This window comes from Glaciecola sp. MF2-115 (assembly GCF_047250385.1).
Taxonomy (GTDB): domain Bacteria; phylum Pseudomonadota; class Gammaproteobacteria; order Enterobacterales; family Alteromonadaceae; genus Glaciecola.
This window is the reverse complement of the sequence record NZ_JBLBVM010000055.1, coordinates 79,484-97,010: the sequence shown is the minus strand read 5'-3', so window position 1 is coordinate 97,010 and position 17,527 is coordinate 79,484. Positions and strand designations below refer to the sequence as shown.

The following is a 17,527-nucleotide window of genomic DNA, read 5'->3' as shown; positions in this document are numbered from 1 at the left end:
TGTCCTATTCGTCATTCAAATTAATCATTCAAATTCGGCCTTAGCCATTTCTCGGCTTCCTCAATTGACCAGCCTTTACGCTTCGCGTAATCCGTCAACTGATCTCTTTGGATTTTCGCAACGGCAAAATAACGAGCCTCAGGATGTGCAAAATAAAACCCTGAAACTGAAGCACCTGGCCACATGGCGTAGCTTGAAGTAAGTTTCATACCGATTCTATTTTCAACGTCCAGTAAATCCCAGATGAGTTGCTTTTCAGTGTGCTCAGGACAAGCAGCATATCCTGGCGCAGGTCGAATACCTTGATACTTTTCAGCAATTAATGCTTGGTTATCGAATTGCTCATCTTTAGCATAGCCCCATAACTCTTTGCGAACACGCTCATGTAGGTACTCAGCAAATGCTTCAGCAAGTCTATCGGCAATTGCTTTACTCATAATTGAGTTATAGTCATCACCGTCCTCTTCAAAGGCTTGTGCTAATTCATCCTCACCAATACCCGCTGTGACTGCAAAAGCCCCCATGTAATCGCTGCGCCCCTCAACTAAAGGCATTACGAAGTCACTTAAACAGTAATTTGGTCCTTTAGGTTTATGCGTTTGTTGGCGCAAATGATGAGCGACGCCTATTTGGGAATCAAGATTATTTGGACCATCTGTATTTGCCGAATCGGCATTAAATACGAGAACGTCTTCTCCCTGTGAATTAGCAGAGAAAATACCAACACGACCTTTCGCTATCAATTTGCCGTTAGCACATAAAGAATCTAGCATTTCATTTGCATCTTTAAATAAGCTTGTCGCTTCTTCACCTACAACTTCATCATTTAAGATACGAGGATATTTGCCAGCTAATGACCAAGTTAAGAAAAATGGCGTCCAATCGATATAGTTTCGTAGCGTTTCTAATTCAAGCTCAACTGTTTTAGTGCCTAAAAACGCAGGCTTCACGGGTTCATAGTTAGCCCAGTCACAAGTGAATTTATTTGTTTTAGCATCGGTAAAGTTAATTGCTTTGGTGCGTGGTGTTTTTTTCGCATGTTGAACGCGCACTTTTTCATATTCTGCAGTAAGCTCTTTGGCAAACTCCGCACGATTCTCTTTTGAAATCAGCTTCTGACAAACACCTACTGCACGACTAGCATTTGGAACATAAACCACAGGATGATCATAGTTTTGCTCTATTTTAACCGCAGTGTGTGCTTTTGAGGTTGTTGCACCACCAATTAACAAAGGTAAGTCCAATTTTAGACGTTGCATTTCTTTAGCGACTTGCACCATTTCATCGAGTGAAGGCGTGATCAAACCAGACAAGCCAATCATGTCGGCATTTTCATCTTTTGCGACTTGAATAATCCTTGCCGCTGGCACCATTACGCCCAAATCAATTACTTCAAAATTATTGCACTGTAAAACTACGCCTACAATGTTTTTACCAATATCATGGACGTCCCCTTTCACCGTGGCAATCACAATTTTACCGTTCGAGCTACGCACACCTGACTTTTCTGCTTCAATATATGGCTGCAAATGTGCAACCGCTTTTTTCATCACCCTCGCCGACTTAACCACTTGCGGCAAAAACATCTTTCCTTCTCCGAAGAGGTCACCAACCACGTTCATCCCATCCATTAAGGGACCTTCAATTACGTGCAATGGACGCTCAGCGGCAAGGCGAGCTTCTTCGGTATCATCAATAATGTAATCGGTAATGCCTTTCACCAATGCATGTTCGAGTCGCTTAGTAACTGGTAATTCGCGCCAAGCGAGATCTTCTTTTGCAGCTACCTTTCCGCCGCCTTGGTATTTTGGTGCTAGCTCTAATAAGCGATCGGTAGCATCTGGATGGCGATTTAGGATAACGTCTTCCACGGCATCACGAAGTTCTTTAGGTATTTCATCATAAACTTCTAATTGCCCCGCATTCACAATTCCCATATCCATGCCCGCTCTAATGGCATAAAACAAAAACACACTATGCATTGCTTCGCGTACAGGGTTATTTCCACGAAAAGAAAATGAAATATTCGATAAACCACCAGATACGTGACAATGAGGTAATTCTTGACGAATCTGGCGAGTCGCTTCGATAAAATCTACCGCATAGTTATTGTGCTCTTCTATACCGGTCGCGACGGCAAATATATTCGGGTCGAAAATAATGTCTTCCGGCGGAAAGCCTATCTTTTCCACCAAAAGCTGATAGCTGCGTTTACATATTTCAAATTTGCGCACTTGTGTATCTGCTTGCCCGTCTTCATCAAAGGCCATAACAACCGTTGCAGCTCCGTAGCGCTTAATTTTTTTAGCCTGAGCTAAGAACTGTTCTTCGCCCTCCTTTAAGCTAATGGAATTAACAATCGCTTTGCCTTGCACGCATTTCAATCCCGCTTCAATAATCGACCATTTTGATGAATCGATCATGATAGGAACGCGAGAAATATCTGGTTCAGATGCTATCAGATTAAGAAAACGAACCATGGCCGCTTCGGAATCCAACATGGCTTCATCCATGTTGATATCAATAATTTGCGCCCCATTGGCGACTTGTTGGCGCGCAACATCAAGCGCAGTTTCGAAATCATCTTCCAAAATCAGACGTTTGAACATTGCCGAACCCGTTACATTGGTTCGTTCGCCCACATTTATAAAACTTGAAAAATCAGCAGTCACAACAAATCCTAATGAACAAATGGCTCTAAGCCGGATAAACGCATTTTAACTTCGATGTTTGGAAGTTCACGCGGAGGAATACCAGATACCGCTTCGGCAAGCTGTCTAATATGTTCAGGCGTACTGCCACAGCAGCCTCCTAAAATATTGACCAAACCAGATTCCCCCCATTCTTTTAGGTGCTCTGCAAGCTCTTCTGCCCCCATATCATACTCACCAAATTCGTTCGGCAAACCTGCATTAGGATGAGCAGAAACATTGCATTCCGCAATTCTTGAAATCTCTGCAACGTATTGGCGCAATAAATCGGGCCCGAGTGCACAATTCAAACCAATAGCGAAAGGCTTAACATGACGCATTGAGTAATAGAAAGCCTCTGAGGTTTGCCCTGACAACGTTCGCCCAGAAGCATCGGTAATCGTGCCGGATATCATTACTGGTAAAGTAATACCCGACTCTTCGAACACTTCTTCAATGGCATAAATTGCAGCCTTGGCATTCAGTGTATCGAATATAGTTTCAACTAATATTAAATCGACCTTCCCCTCTATTAGTGCATGAGTTGATTCTTTATAGGCTTCAACTAATTCATCAAAATGCACATTGCGTTTGCCTGGGTCATTTACGTCAGGCGATATCGAAGCAGTGCGGCTTGTTGGCCCAATAACACCCGCAACAAAACGGGGTTTATCCGGTGTTTGTGCGCTAAACTCATCTGCAACTTCACGTGCTATTTTAGCGGCACTTAAATTAATTTCTTGCGACTCATCTTGCATATCATAATCTGACATTGAAATAGTTGTCGCATTGAAGGTATTGGTTTCAATGATATCGGCGCCAGCTTGAAGATACGCGCGATGAATATTTTTGATAAGTTCGGGTTGAGTTATCGACAACAAATCGTTGTTACCTTTCACATCACAATGCCAATCTTTGTATTGTTCACCACGATAATCAGCTTCATTAAGTTGACGCTCTTGGATCATGGTCCCCATTGCGCCATCAAGTATCAAAATACGTTTCTTTGCTTGTTTGTTTAAGCTATCTAATGTGGTGCTCACTTTGTCTCTCTTTTGTTTGCGCTTTTTTTTGCGTTTTCATTTACAGCAATTAATTGTAGGTCTTATATTGAAATCAATTGGGCAATAATTAAGCTTAGCCCAAAATTACCGCTTATTCGCTTTCTCTTCTTCTAAGCGTGCTCAAATCATATGGCGTGTTCTGATACACATAATAATTTAGCCAATTGGTCAAGAGTAAGCTGCCATGCGACTTCCAGCGCACTAAAGGTTCATTGTTAGGATTATCATCAATAAAATAGTTTTCAGGGATGACTGGCTCTAATCCGGCCTCAAGATCTCGTGTGTATTCCAGCGCCAAGGTATTCGGATCATACTCTGGGTGGCCAGTTACAAAGACCAAACGACGATCGTCCGTTGCACTAATATAAGTACCCGCAGTATCAGAATGAGCCAACACACTTAGCCCCTTCACTTTTTTATAATCCTGAAGAGTCACCTCGCCAACCCGACTGTGCGGGGCCCAGAATTCAGGGTCAAATCCGCGCATTAACTCGTCATTGGGCTGTACAACTTTATGCTCAAAAACGCCGGAGAGCTTAGTTGCTCGCAATTGACGCTGTATTCCATAAAAGTGATACATTGCAGCGTGCGCTGCCCAGCACAGAAATATCGTAGATTGCACGTTTTCTTGCGCCCAATCTAATAGCTCAGTCATTTTATCCCAATACTTAACATCTTCGTACTCAAGCAAGCCTAGAGGCGCACCAGTGACTATCCAGCCATCATAGTTTTTATCCGCAACCTCGCTAAACTCATGGTAGAAAGCATCCATATGAGATTTAGGCGTGTTCTTTGGCGCTGTTTCATCAATACGAATTAAATCGACATTTATTTGAATTGGCGTATTAGATAACAGGCGTAAAATCTGAATTTCAGTTTCGATTTTATTCGGCATTAAATTTAGTATTCCAACTTCAAGTGGCCGAATATTTTGGCTAGCTGCACGATTGCTATCCATTGCAAATATATTTTCTTGCAATAGCACATCTAAAGCCGGCAGGTCAGAAGGAATCTTAATGGGCATTAATACCACCTATCAACAACACAGTTCATGCAATTGCATGTTTTTCAATCAACGTGAGTCTTATTGTGGCGATATCATTTAAAAAGTCAACATCTTTACGTCTAGACGTCTAAATAAAATGGTTTGTTTTGATTTACTTGTCATCAGGTGAGAAGCGAAGGCCTAACTTAGGTCTTAGGTCGACCTTTCATGTTGTGTTTATTTACGCGCTTTTTTCTGAAAACCTATTAAGACTTCAACTTCAGCTTTTGGTAGATCACACGCATCCATGATTTCTTCAATGCTAGCTCCCGAGGCGACTAGACTATGCGCTTTCGCGTACATTTTAGCGGCAGGATCTTGTTGGGATATCTCATCAATCTGTGCCATCAGTTTATCAACTTCCAGTTTTAGTGTATCAATTTCGGCGTTTAAAGTTTGTGTGGTACTTGTTTCAAAAGTCGAAAATGCGTTCTTAAAGTCTTTAGTGAATGCTTCTTTATTCTCAGCATTAATTGCTAATTGGCTTTGCTCTAGCGCATTCAACTTACTTTGATGCGTTTCATTTAGTTTATGTAAACTATTGATTAGCTCTAAAGCTTTATTTAATCGAAGACTCAGTTTCCTAGAAGATTGAATGGCAATAACAGCAAGGCCGAGACCAAAAAAGGAAATGCAGAGTAGAACCATATTTGTGATTGAAATGTCTTGCATGGATACGCTTACTTATTGTTTTTCACCAGTATATTCAACTTTAACGCATTCATACAATTAAATACAAAAATACCGTGACTGTGCACGGTATTTTTAAGGTCGAATGTATTTAAATCAAATGACGGCTGAATATGAGCTATAATGAACTCATTTCGTCCCATTCATCGTCACTCAACAATTTATTGAGGTCGACTAGAATAAGTAACTGACCACTTCTGTTACTCACACCTTGAATGAATTTGGCGCTTTCTTCAGTGCCTACGTTCGGTGCGCTATCTATTTCTGATGAACGCAAGTAAACAACTTCAGCTACGCTGTCTACTAGTATTCCAACAACTTGCTCATCCGATTCAATAATCACAATTCTTGTATTATCGGTAATATCCGTTGGTGGCAGGCCGAAACGTGAGCGCGTATCAATGACAGTAACTACGTTACCGCGCAAATTGATAATACCAAGCACATAGTCTGGTGCGCCTGGAACTGGGGCAATTTCAGTGTAACGCAAGACTTCTTGAACTTGCATAACATTGATACCGTAAGTTTCCTCATCTAAGCGATAAGTCACCCACTGCAGCACCTCGTCTTTCGGGTCGCTTGCGGTCATCGTTGTTCTATCTTGGCTCATTTAATTTACTCCGTCACACAACATATATTGCTATTTTGTTTACGCTCACTTGCTGCCTAATCCTGCTTTTAGCATTTCAACAAGTTCCGCAACATTAATTAAAGCACACATTTTTTCTTTCACCATGCCTGCTAACCATGGACGTTTGCCAGAGGCACTCCGCCATTTCACGTCGGATTTATTCAGTTCGACTGTATTAACTAGGTTTTCGCAAGCAAGGCCCCAAGGAGTCTTGCCTAAATTAATTAAAAACCGATAATTCAGATTTTCCGCCATTTTCTCGTCATACTTCTCAGGCATAACCCAACGGGCGGAGTCTACAACGTTATATTTATCTTCATTTTTCAACATGACACCCATGAACCAGACCGGTTTGCCTATCATAGGTGCTATTTTCGTTATTTGATGAATTCCACCCAATTCAATAAGTGGAACAGCTAAGGTTAAGCCAGCAACTTCAAAAAATAATGCTTGAAAATTTTCTTCCAATGAATCTTGTAAGCTTAGTGGTGCTGAAACTTCTAAGCTACTTGTCATTGTTTCGACCTGAATCAAAATTTCTTTATCTTCTTGTCGAATTTTCTGACCTTCAGTATCAACTTTAGTTGATACTACATTAGTCACTATCCTTTCATCAACTACTTGCTCAGTGCTTTCAACTAAGTGTTCAGGCTTAGTTCTGACTCTCATTTCAGTAAGTTGTGGTTCAAATGTTCTATCTAACAGCTTTTGTGTTGAGACTTTATCAAAGCTAGGCTCAGGAACAGACTCCGTTAGTAAGTCACTTAGATAATCTTCTACCACACTTTCCTTGGCAAATTCATTTTTATCCTTCACTTGCAATATCCTTCAAAAACTTTTGATACGCAAAAACGCCTCTGCACTTTGGTGCAAATATGGATGCGGGCACTTGTGCTAAACTTGCGTCTCTGAATTTCGTATCAATCGGGATGAATCCTCGCCATAAGTGCTCAGGGTAATCCTCGGTTAAAGTTGTATAGGCTTGAATAGTTGCATTCACCCGACGATCGAACATCGTTGCAATAATGCTAATGGGGATATTGTCTGGCATCGTTTTTCGCATTATTTTGAGGGTGCGCATCATTCTATCAAGGCCTTTTAACGCTAGATGTTCCGTTTGCACTGGTACGATAATTCTGTTGCTACACGCTAATGCGTTTACCATCGACACACCTAATATCGGTGGGCAATCAATCACTACATAATCAAACTGGCGATGAATAGAAGCAAGTGCCTTTTTCAATATCAAGCCTTTCCCACTCTCCATGCCCATTTTTCGATCTAAAGTTGCAAGAGCCATAGTAGCTGGCAATACCATCAGTCCTTTAACCTTTGTAAGGCAAAGTGCATCGAGTAAGGTTTGACCTGTGTATTTTTGTGGCTGAACAAAGACATCATAAATACTAGTATCAAGGGTTTCGGAGTCAATCCCAAAATAATAACTTAAGCTCGCATGTGGATCGGTATCAACAAGCAATACACGTTTGCCCTGCTGAGCTAAAAGCCCACCAAGAGTGACGGCAGTTGTTGTTTTACCTACGCCACCTTTTTGATTTGCGACTGTCCAAATATTCAATTGCTTAACAACTCATTTTAGGTTTTTGCTTCACACTTTCATTTCATTAATGATGTGCTCTGCAATATCATTTAATGGGATTACTCTATCACACGTTCCTGACTCAGCTACCGCCTTTGGCATACCATATATTACACTCGACTTTTCATCTTGCGCCCAAATTGTGGCCCCCTTCTCCTTTAAAAGCTTGCCACCTCTGGAACCATCCGAGCCCATGCCAGTCAATATCACACTTAAAATATCGCCTGAATACGCCCCTACAAGTGATTCCATCGTAAAATCTATAGAGGGATGATAAATAATGGCACTCTCTTTTGGAGCCTTTACAATGTTGATTCTTGCAAAAGCCCCCTTGCCCGTAACTTGCAGTTGTTTACCACCTTCGGCTAAATAAACAGTACCTTTCTCAATGCGATCATTATTTTCAGCTAACTTAACTTTTAGCTGAGAATGTTTATTCAAACGCTCGGCAAACGCAGCCGTGAATGTGCCGGGCATATGCTGAACAAGAATAACGGGATAAGGAAAGTCAGCAGGTAATCCGCTGATAACTGTTTGTAAAGCGACAGGCCCGCCAGTGCTTGCTCCAATAAAGAGTAACTTATAACGCTTGCCAGTGGCTGGCATTGGTGACGAAGATACTGCTACAGGCTTAGCAGGAAGCTTTGAAGCTCTATACGTGGGCTTGTTAGAGGAACTTGCCGGCTTTATCGTCTTCTTGGCCTCGGTAGTTTGCTTTAATAAGCGGCTTCGAGCTATTGCTTTAACACGGCGTTGAATAATTAAGATTGCTGCAGGACGCTCTTTGCTAACGTCATCAAAGTTCTTAGGGATAAAATCAATCGCACCAGCTGCGAGAGCGTCGAGGGTAACTTTAGCTCCTTCATGAGTTAACGAAGAAAACATTAGGATGGCAGTGGGCGCTACTTGCATTATTTTAGTAACAGCAGAGATTCCGTCCATCACTGGCATCTCAACATCCATCGTTATCACATCAGGTTTTAGCGTTTTGGCTTTTTCAACCGCTTCCAAACCATTAATCGCTTGCCCAACAATTTGAATGCTCGGATCTTTCTCTAAAAAGGATGCTAAACGTCTTCGATAAAACGTCGAATCATCAACTATCAACACTCGATATGGCATCGTGTTTATGAAGCCCTTGTATCTGGATTAAGGTATGCCCTTTAGTGTATCAGAATGTGATACTAAGCATACCTTTTCAATAGACTTGAAATGTCTAATATTAATGCAATACCACCATCGGACGTAATTGTTGCACCCGCCATGCCTGGAGTACCTTGCAGTAAGGCATCTAATGGTTTAATAACAACTTCTTCCTGACCGATTAGTGAATCGACAACGAAGCCCACTTGTTGTGTACCTATTTGCATAACAACAACGTGCCCTTGTGATCGGTCAACTTTAACAGGCACCCTGTTTAGCCAATCACCAAGATAGAATAATGGAATCGCCTTAGACCTTACGATCATAGTGAGTTGACCATCGACGGTATGGGTTTTCGAAATATCCATGTTGATAATTTCATTAACCGAGCCCAGTGGTAACGCGAATGTCTGTTCTCCAACTACGATCATCAAGGTAGGAAGTATGGCTAAAGTTAGCGGCACTTTAATCGCCAAACTAGTACCTTTGCCAAGTTCAGAGTTGATATTGACCGTTCCGTTGAGCTGGTTAATTTTGGTTTTCACCACATCCATCCCAACACCACGACCGGAAATATCACTTATCTCTACTTTCGTTGAAAACCCTGGAGCAAAAATTAAATTAAATGCTTCAACATCGGACATTCTTGCCGCCGTATCAGCATCTAAAACCCCTCGATTAATCGCGATTTCTTTGAGTTTCTCAGGATCCATCCCTTTACCATCATCATCGATAGTAAGCAGAATGTGATCACCTTCTTGTGAGGCCGATAACTTCACAGTACCCATTCTTGGTTTACCTTGAGCCTCACGATCGTCAGGCATTTCAATACCATGATCGACAGAGTTTCGCACCAAATGCACCAATGGATCTGCGAGTGCTTCAACGAGGTTTTTATCTAAATCGGTTTCTTCACCTACAAGCTGAAGTGTAATTTCTTTTTTCAGTGTTCTTGCCAAGTCACGAACAACGCGAGGAAAACGGCCGAACACTTTCTTAATAGGCTGCATGCGAGTTTTCATCACCGCACCTTGCAAATCACCAGTGACTACATCCAAGTTCGCAATAGCTTTGGACATACTTTCATCTGCATTGTTAATGCCCAAGCTCAGGAGTCGGTTGCGCACTAACACTAATTCACCAACCATATTCATGATTTGGTCTAGTCTCTTGGTGTCTACACGTACAGTTGTTTCTGCTTGTGGCGCTGATGAGCCTGATTTTTTATCGTCTTTTTTAGCGACTTGTTTAGCAGGTGCTTTTGCTGCAGGAGCAGGTTTTTGAACTGGCGCAGCAGCGGCTTGAGTTTGCGCAGCAGGCTTTGTATCAACCTTTTCGCTAGTCTCTGCTTTTGTGACCTTAGGCGTTTCCGGAGCTTTCTCTTCTTTCTTTTTGTCAGCAGCAATTACCGGTGCTTTTCCTTCACCATGCAATTGATCGAGCAAAGCCTCGAATTCATCATCAGTAATTTCGTCTGACTCATCATCACTTGAAGCATCATTGCTACCCTTGGTGGCTTTCTCTTCGGCTTTAAATTGACCTTTACCGTGCAAGTCGTCCAGTAGTGCTTCGAATTCATCATCAGTAATATCATCTGCGTCTGATGTCGCAGCTTCGTTACTTGAAGCGGGTGCGCTCGCTGGAGTAGCTTTACTCGTCGGACTTCCCCCGCCATGTAATTCATCTAACAAGGCTTCAAATTCATCGTCTGTAATTTCTTCGATACCCGAGTCATCACTGTTGCTAGCTGCTGCTTCCATCTCGGTAACAGGAGTGCTAGGAGCTTCGGGTTCTGCTTGCGCAGGTTCAGCATCATCAGTGTCAGCTGAAAAAATGTTCTCATCGGGGGTTTCAGGCTTGCTTAGTTTGTGCAATACGGCGATGAGTTCTTCGGGTGCAGCCTCTAAAGGCTCTCTATTCTTTACGTGTTCGAACATTTCAACAACAACATCTGTTGCTTGTAAAATGACGTCCATTAATTCAGGTGTGAGCGTACGCTTGCCGTTACGCATGATGTCAAAAACGTTTTCTGCACCATGACAGATATCAACGAGTTCTGTTAATGCTAAAAATCCAGCACCACCCTTGACTGTATGATAACCACGGAAAATTGCATTGAGTAATTCTCCGTCTTCTGGATTATTCTCAAGATCAACAAGTTGTTCCTGGAGCTGCTCAAGTATTTCTCCGGCTTCCACCAGAAAATCTTGCATTATTTCCTCGTCAACTTCAAACGACATTCGTCGGCTCCCCTAAAACCCTAAACTTGACAGTAAATCGTCAACGTCGTCTTGTCCACTTACTACGTCGTCGCGAGTTTCTGCATCGATAATCGGCCCTTCGGCTTTTATTGTATCGGTCTTTTTCTTAGAAGGTTGAGAATTATCTTTAAAATCTTCTTTCCTATCGACATCAGCAAACGCTGTCAGCATAGCGACTAAATTATCTTCAACATCTTTCACTATTTCGATAACACGGCGCAGTACTTGTCCAGTGAGGTCTTGATAACCTTGGGCCAGTAGTATTTCAGATAACATAGAACTGAGAGTTGAGGTGTCTCGCGTAGCATCAATTAGGAATTGATCGAGCTCATTACATAGCTGTTTGAATTCACCTAGCTCCATTTGGCGACTCATCAATTTCTGCCATTCAGGCATAATATCAAGTAAGCGCTTGTTTAAGCCTTCGGTAAGAGGCATGCTTTTCTCAACAGCATCCATCGTTATGTTGGCTGCTTTTTCAGTTTCATCGATCACGTAATTTAGTCTAGTTTGCGCATCTGGAATTTCATCTTGCGTCAACGTAGAAATGCGATCATCAGCCTCAAACACGCTCAAGGAATCATGTAACTGGCGGGTCAAGATACCTACTTCAGTAAACAGTTCTCCTGCTTCTCGCATAGTGATGGTGTCAACCAGTGCGTTAGCTTGCTTGCGATCACCATTTTCAAGATATGCAACTAATTGCTTCGCTTCTTCTAACGAAACTAAGTCTCTGTCGGTCGTTGTCATTCAACGTTACCCCATTAAGAAATATCGCTGTTAACCAAGACGCTGAAAAATCTTTTCTAACTTCTCTTTCAATGTAGCCGCAGTAAAAGGTTTGACTACGTAACCATTTACACCAGCTTGCGCAGCAGCAACGATTTGCTCTTTTTTCGCTTCCGCGGTAACCATTAGAACAGGTAAATGTTTTAAGTTTTCGTCAGCTCGAATAGCGCGAAGCAAGTCAATACCTTGCATCCCAGGCATATTCCAATCTGTTACCACAAAATCAAAATCACCTTGAACAAGCATCGGCAACGCAGTATTACCATCATCCGCTTCTTGAATGCTTGTAAAGCCAAGGTCTTTTAACAAATTCTTAATGATACGCCGCATTGTTGAAAAATCATCAACAACTAGGATTTTCATATTCTTATCCAAAACTGCCTCCGCTGAGGTACAAATTAACTATAAAAATAAAACGCAGCCAACTTAGTCGACGGTTCGCCATGACTGCATTTTCGACTTTAACTTTAACATCGCTTGACTGTGAATTTGACTCACTCGTGATTCGCTGACTTCAAGGACTTCACCAATCTCACGTAAATTTAATTCTTCGTCATAGTACAATGAGAGGACGATTGCTTCTCGCTCTGGTAATGTTGTTATCGCTTGAGCCAGCGCTTTCTGAAATGATCCTTGCACCATATTTTCAAAAGGACTGTCTTCGCCTTTCGTGGCGTCCGTGGTGAGAACGTCTTCGCTAACGCCGAGATCTTCAATCCCAACTAACTTGCCAGCGTTAACTTCTCGCAACATTTGATGATATTCTTGCACCGGAACTTGTAACCTTTCCGCGACGTCAATGTCTCGAGCATCACGACCTGTGGCTTTTTCCACTTGAGATATCGCTTCCGTTATCGCTCTACTGTTCTTGTGCACTGAACGAGGAGTCCAATCACCTTTGCGAATTTCATCTAGCATAGAACCGCGTATACGGATTCCTGCAAATGTTTCAAAACTCGCACCTTTAGAACCATCAAAGTTTCTTGCTGCTTCGAGCAAGCCAATCATCCCTGCTTGAATCAAGTCATCCACAAGGACGCTCGCTGGCAACCTTGCCATAAGATGATGAGCAATTCTTTTCACCAAGGGCGCGTGTCGCTCCACCAATTGGTTTTTATCAATTTGTTGTTGATAGACTGCCACTTTGTTACTCACTGATTAATTACCTACTCGTTTCTCGACACTAACTGCTCAATGAAAAACTCCAAATGCCCACCAGGTTGTTCTGGTATTGGCCACATCATGGATTTTTCAGCTAGGCTAGCAATCGCCACCGCTGCAGGCGATGACGGATATGCATCAACGATAGCAGCTTGTTTGCGTACAGATTTACGAATATTTTCGTCGAATGGAATAACTCCAACCAACTCTAATGCAACATCCAAAAATCGCCCTGTCACTTTGGAAAGCTTGCTAAAAAGCTCTTTACCTTCCTTATCACTTCGCACCATATTGGCAACGACTTTAAACTTGAAAACACCGTGCTCACGGTTAAGAATTTTAATCAGTGCATACGCATCCGTCAAAGATGTGGGTTCGTCACAGACAACAACAACGACGTCTTGTGCGGCCCTTGAAAAACTCATTACCATGTCGGAAATGCCCGCAGCAGTATCAACAATGAGTACATCTATCTCTGTGCGTAATTCGCTAAAAGCTCTAATTAAGCCTGCATGTTCAGTAGAACCCAGCTCAGCCATTGATTGCGAGCCTGATGTTGCCGGCGCAATTTTTACACCGTGAGGACCCGTTACCAGAATATCGTCTAAGGTGCATTCGCCTTTCAAAACATGGGATAAATTTTTATCTACACGCAAACCAAGTAACACATCGACGTTGGCTAGACCTAAGTCGGCGTCGAGCACCATCACACGTTTACCTTTTTTAGCCAATGAAATGGCTAGATTCAAAGACACGTTGGTTTTACCCACTCCACCTTTACCACCGGTGACTGCCATGACTTTAATTAATTTGGATTGATTCATTTTTCTTAAGCTACTCGCTTGGTCTTCTATCATACTGCTCTGACGCCTTCATCAGAGATGGATAGCTTAGTATGCGCCAAAGCGTACTTTTTATAAAGTTTTGACGCTACCATTATTAAATTTTTCGCATCTGCTAACTTAATGTCTTCTGGCACTCGCTGTCCATCCGTTACGTAGCTTAGCCTAAGGTCATTTTCAATCACTACACTAAGTGCTTCACCTAGACTGTAACATTCATCTAATTTACTGAAAATACAGCCAGTTAAGTTTATATTCTTATACGCTTGTATGGTTTGATGTAACACCTGATACTGTGATCCAGCCGGTAACACTAGGTACTTTTTAATGTTTGCCGTGGTCTCTTTTTCATAATCGTTTAGTTGAGTAACCAATCTTGCATCACGCTGACTGAAACCTGCCGTGTCTATCAATACCAATTTCTTGTGTCTCATTTGGTGAAGTATATGAGCTAACTCTTCTGAAGTTTGTGCTTTCTTCACCGTACAACCGATAATCTTTCCATACGTCGCTAATTGTTCGAATGCTGCGATTCTGTATGTATCAAGGGTAATCATAGCGACTTCGTTTGCACCATATTTTTGCGCGAACTTGGCTGCCAATTTTGCAACGGTAGTGGTTTTACCCGTACCAGTTGGGCCGACTAATGCGACAATACCTGATTGTTGCAAGATATCATTGCCACCAATATGCAAACGATTTGAAATTAGTTTCATCAAATAATCCCAGCCCTCTGTCTCTGTCGCTTGAGGTGGTAAGAAACTTACTAGTTGCTCAACTAATTTTTCACTAATCCCCATACCTAAGAGCTTGTTTCCTAGGAAATAATGGGTTGGATTCTTACGCTTATTTCGTTCATCGCTTAAACCGTTAACTTGATATTGCAGAACATTCCGAATAGAAGCAAGCTCTGATTTAATAAAATCAAGTCCATCACTGGATTGTAAACCGTTGTCATTCTTAAACAAATCGGATGCCTGACTATCCGAGAGATCATCTTCAACTGAATAGTCTTGCTCTGGTTTGTTGACCGGAGTTCGAACATATTCGCTTGTAAGCTGAGCTTCTCTGCGGCGCTTTTCAGCTTGCTCAGAATCCGCGTATCCACTGCTTACATTAGTTTGCTTTTGATTCATTGCATTGGACTGAGCGACACTCTCAAAACCATCACTTTTGTCGTCTGCTAGTTGACCCGCTTGTTGTTTCTCTAACAGCGCTTTCAAACTATCAGGACCATCATCACCAATGATCTCACTCAGTGTTGGCGTGTTTTTAGCTTTTCGACTAAGGCTAATGGTTGGCGCCGGTTTCGTCATTTCGGTTTCTTTATCCACCGCTGCGACCAATTCAACACCGCCTGCCACTTTTTTATTAGACATGATAACGGCATCACCGCCAAGTTCGTCTTTCACTTGCTTAAGCGCTTCACGCATGTCTTTGCCAAAAAAACGTCTAATTTTCATGATGTCCTCGTTAGTGTTTGTAATGCGTCAGTTTATTGACCGACTGATGACACTATTTTAATTTGTTTGTCGTCTGGTATTTCTTGATAAGACAACACATGTAATCCAGTAACAGCGTGTTTTAAGAATCGTGATAACACCGGACGTAACATACCGGATGTTAACAATACTGAGGGTTCACCAGCGAGTTCTTGCTGCTGACTTGCCTCTGTTAACGACTGTTGAATCTTCTCGGCAAGACCTGGCTCAATGCCAGCGCCATCTTCACCACCTGCTTGTAATGACTGATGCAACATCTGTTCCAAGTCTGGTGCTAAGGTAATAACCGGTATTTCATCACCACCTGCCGTGATGTCTTGAACGATGAGTCGTTTCAAGGCGATGCGCAATGCAGACACGAGTACATCTGGGTCTTGGCTCTTCGGACCATACTCACAAAGTGTTTGACAAATTGTACGCATATCTCTGATTGGCACCCCTTCATATAATAGTGTTTGCAACACTTTCACCATTGTACTGAGTGATAAAATATCTGGCACTAAACCTTCAACTAATTTCGGGTTGGTTTTCTCGAGCATATCCAGCAGTTGTTGCACTTCTTCGTGACCTAGTAACTGATAAGCATTCGTCGTCAACAGTTGGCTCAAATGCGTTGCCACAACTGTTGCTGAATCAACAACGGTATAACCTAATGTTTGGGCATGTTCACGTTGGTTTGCTTTAATCCAAACAGCGTCCAATCCAAAAGCTGGATCCTTAGTTTTCGTACCCGGTAGTTCGCCAAATACTTGACCAGGATTGATTGCTAACTCATTTTCATGACTGATTTCGGCATCACCAATAGAAACACCCATCATTGAAATAGAATATGCGTTTGGAGAAAAGTCTAAATTGTCACGAATATGTACCGGTGGAATTAAGAAGCCAAGCTCCTGCGACAACTTTTTGCGCACGCCCTTAATTCGCGTCAATAATTCACCGCCCTGTGATTTGTCTACTAAGGGTATTAAGCGATAGCCAACTTCTAAGCCAATAGTGTCAACATGTTGTACGTCGTCCCAATCAAGTTCTTTGATGCTATTTGAAGATGCACTGGCGTCAGGCATTGTCTCCACAAGCGCCTTATCTTGCGCTTCTTTCGCCTTCATTTTGTCTCTGAAGAAAGCATAAGCAAATACAGCTGCGGAAAAGCCGAGGAAGGCTACATGCGGCATACCCGGCACAATTCCCATAACAAACAAAATACCGGAAGTGATATAAAGTGCTTTTCGGTTTGCTAGTTGTTCGCGAATTTCAAATCCCATTTCCTGAGAGTCGTTTTCGCGAGTCACAATAATCGCTGTTGCAACAGAAAGGAGTAAAGATGGTATTTGTGCGACAAGTCCGTCACCAATCGTAAGGATGGTATACACTTCCATCGCATTCGAGAATTCCAAATCATGTTGGAACATACCGATAAAGAGGCCGCCAACAATGTTAATAAGCATGATGAAAAGACCTGCGATTGCATCCCCTTTCACAAATTTTGACGCACCATCCATTGAGCCATAGAAATCTGCTTCGGAAGTAATTTCTTCACGGCGAGCTCTAGCTTGATCTTGGTCAATATAGCCTGCATTCAAATCGGCATCTATTGCCATTTGCTTACCTGGCATTGCATCCAAAGTAAATCTTGCACTTACTTCTGAAATCCGGCCTGCACCAGCAGTGACTACTTTAAAGTTGATGATAAGGAGAATAGCAAAGACAACAATACCCACGGCATAATTGCCGCCAATAACCACTTCACCAAACGCTTGTATAACTTTACCAGCGGCATCACCGCCTTCATGCCCTTCAAGCAAAACGATCCTAGTTGAAGCAACATTCAAGGCAAGACGTAAAACCGTCGCAACCAAAAGAACTAATGGAAAAATACCAAAATCAATTGGACGTTTAGTTAAAACAGACACCAAAATTATGACGAGGGATAAGGCGATATTAAAGCTGAATAATACATCTAATAGGATAGCGGGCATCGGTAAAATGACCATGCCCATAATGGCGAGAACCACAATAGGCGCGCCCATACCGGCAGCGATACTTTTTATCTGAGCTCTATCTACACTTTGAAAAGCTGAAGTTAATTGCATATAACAGAATTTTGACATC

Annotated in this window: 15 protein-coding genes; all 15 read right to left on the bottom strand. The window is 42.2% G+C overall.

Annotated features, from left to right (window positions below; translation table 11 throughout):
• Positions 1-20: 20 nt before the first annotated feature.
• Positions 21-2,672 (bottom strand): methionine synthase, encoded by a 2,652-nt coding sequence (gene metH, locus ACKLNX_RS13610; protein ID WP_412972764.1) that lies wholly within the window; start codon positions 2,670-2,672, stop codon positions 21-23.
• 8 nt (positions 2,673-2,680) lie between these two features.
• Positions 2,681-3,733 (bottom strand): homocysteine S-methyltransferase family protein, encoded by a 1,053-nt coding sequence (locus tag ACKLNX_RS13605; protein WP_412972763.1) that lies wholly within the window; start codon positions 3,731-3,733, stop codon positions 2,681-2,683.
• 112 nt (positions 3,734-3,845) lie between these two features.
• The gene (locus tag ACKLNX_RS13600) at positions 3,846-4,778 is read right to left on the bottom strand and encodes a homoserine O-succinyltransferase (protein WP_412972762.1); all 933 of its coding nucleotides are present in this window, start codon (positions 4,776-4,778) and stop codon (positions 3,846-3,848) included.
• A gap of 198 nt (positions 4,779-4,976) precedes the next feature.
• Positions 4,977-5,471 carry a DUF2802 domain-containing protein gene (locus ACKLNX_RS13595; protein ID WP_412972761.1) on the bottom strand — a complete coding sequence of 165 codons (495 nt, stop codon included), beginning with the start codon at positions 5,469-5,471 and terminating at the stop codon, positions 4,977-4,979.
• Positions 5,472-5,607: 136 nt separating this feature from the next.
• Positions 5,608-6,099, bottom strand: coding sequence for a chemotaxis protein CheW (locus ACKLNX_RS13590; RefSeq protein WP_412972760.1), 492 nt, complete (start codon positions 6,097-6,099; stop codon positions 5,608-5,610).
• A 45-nt stretch (positions 6,100-6,144) separates the two neighbouring features.
• Positions 6,145-6,936 carry a chemotaxis protein CheW gene (locus ACKLNX_RS13585; RefSeq protein ID WP_412972759.1) on the bottom strand — a complete coding sequence of 264 codons (792 nt, stop codon included), beginning with the start codon at positions 6,934-6,936 and terminating at the stop codon, positions 6,145-6,147.
• Positions 6,926-7,696: a ParA family protein gene (locus ACKLNX_RS13580; RefSeq protein WP_411694163.1), complete on the bottom strand. Its 771-nt coding sequence runs from the start codon at positions 7,694-7,696 to the stop codon at positions 6,926-6,928. Before ACKLNX_RS13580 ends, ACKLNX_RS13585 begins: the two co-directional genes overlap by 11 nt.
• A 30-nt stretch (positions 7,697-7,726) precedes the next feature.
• Positions 7,727-8,839: a protein-glutamate methylesterase/protein-glutamine glutaminase gene (locus ACKLNX_RS13575; protein ID WP_412972758.1), complete on the bottom strand. Its 1,113-nt coding sequence runs from the start codon at positions 8,837-8,839 to the stop codon at positions 7,727-7,729.
• 62 nt (positions 8,840-8,901) lie between these two features.
• Positions 8,902-11,100 carry a chemotaxis protein CheW gene (locus ACKLNX_RS13570; protein ID WP_412972757.1) on the bottom strand — a complete coding sequence of 733 codons (2,199 nt, stop codon included), beginning with the start codon at positions 11,098-11,100 and terminating at the stop codon, positions 8,902-8,904.
• 12 nt (positions 11,101-11,112) lie between these two features.
• The gene (locus tag ACKLNX_RS13565; protein ID WP_412972756.1) at positions 11,113-11,871 is read right to left on the bottom strand and encodes a protein phosphatase CheZ; all 759 of its coding nucleotides are present in this window, start codon (positions 11,869-11,871) and stop codon (positions 11,113-11,115) included.
• Positions 11,872-11,901: 30 nt separating this feature from the next.
• Positions 11,902-12,285, bottom strand: a complete 384-nt coding sequence (gene cheY / locus ACKLNX_RS13560; RefSeq protein WP_411694167.1) for a chemotaxis response regulator CheY — start codon at positions 12,283-12,285, stop codon at positions 11,902-11,904.
• A gap of 51 nt (positions 12,286-12,336) precedes the next feature.
• A complete protein-coding gene (locus ACKLNX_RS13555; RefSeq protein ID WP_411694168.1) occupies positions 12,337-13,065 on the bottom strand; it encodes an RNA polymerase sigma factor FliA in 729 nt (242 codons plus the stop codon).
• An 11-nt stretch (positions 13,066-13,076) separates the two neighbouring features.
• A complete protein-coding gene (locus ACKLNX_RS13550) occupies positions 13,077-13,928 on the bottom strand; it encodes a MinD/ParA family protein (RefSeq protein ID WP_411694169.1) in 852 nt (283 codons plus the stop codon).
• Complete coding sequence (gene flhF / locus ACKLNX_RS13545) at positions 13,925-15,376, bottom strand: flagellar biosynthesis protein FlhF (RefSeq protein ID WP_412972755.1); 1,452 nt, start codon at positions 15,374-15,376, stop codon at positions 13,925-13,927. Before flhF ends, ACKLNX_RS13550 begins: the two co-directional genes overlap by 4 nt.
• A 32-nt stretch (positions 15,377-15,408) precedes the next feature.
• Complete coding sequence (flhA, locus tag ACKLNX_RS13540; protein ID WP_412972754.1) at positions 15,409-17,508, bottom strand: flagellar biosynthesis protein FlhA; 2,100 nt, start codon at positions 17,506-17,508, stop codon at positions 15,409-15,411.
• Positions 17,509-17,527 lie beyond the last annotated feature (19 nt).

Bases quoted from the DNA above. Each gene is read 5' to 3' on its own strand.
- ACKLNX_RS13600 (WP_412972762.1), bottom strand. From the start codon at position 4,778: ATGCCCATTAAGATTCCTTCTGACCTGCCGGCTTTAGATGTGCTATTG.
- ACKLNX_RS13595 (WP_412972761.1), bottom strand. From the start codon at position 5,471: ATGCAAGACATTTCAATCACAAATATGGTTCTACTCTGCATTTCCTTT.
- ACKLNX_RS13590 (WP_412972760.1), bottom strand. From the start codon at position 6,099: ATGAGCCAAGATAGAACAACGATGACCGCAAGCGACCCGAAAGACGAG.
- ACKLNX_RS13575 (WP_412972758.1), bottom strand. From the start codon at position 8,839: ATGCCATATCGAGTGTTGATAGTTGATGATTCGACGTTTTATCGAAGA.
- ACKLNX_RS13570 (WP_412972757.1), bottom strand. From the start codon at position 11,100: ATGTCGTTTGAAGTTGACGAGGAAATAATGCAAGATTTTCTGGTGGAA.
- ACKLNX_RS13565 (WP_412972756.1), bottom strand. From the start codon at position 11,871: ATGACAACGACCGACAGAGACTTAGTTTCGTTAGAAGAAGCGAAGCAA.
- ACKLNX_RS13550 (WP_411694169.1), bottom strand. From the start codon at position 13,928: ATGATAGAAGACCAAGCGAGTAGCTTAAGAAAAATGAATCAATCCAAA.
- flhF (WP_412972755.1), bottom strand. From the start codon at position 15,376: ATGAAAATTAGACGTTTTTTTGGCAAAGACATGCGTGAAGCGCTTAAG.
- flhA (WP_412972754.1), bottom strand. From the start codon at position 17,508: ATGCAATTAACTTCAGCTTTTCAAAGTGTAGATAGAGCTCAGATAAAA.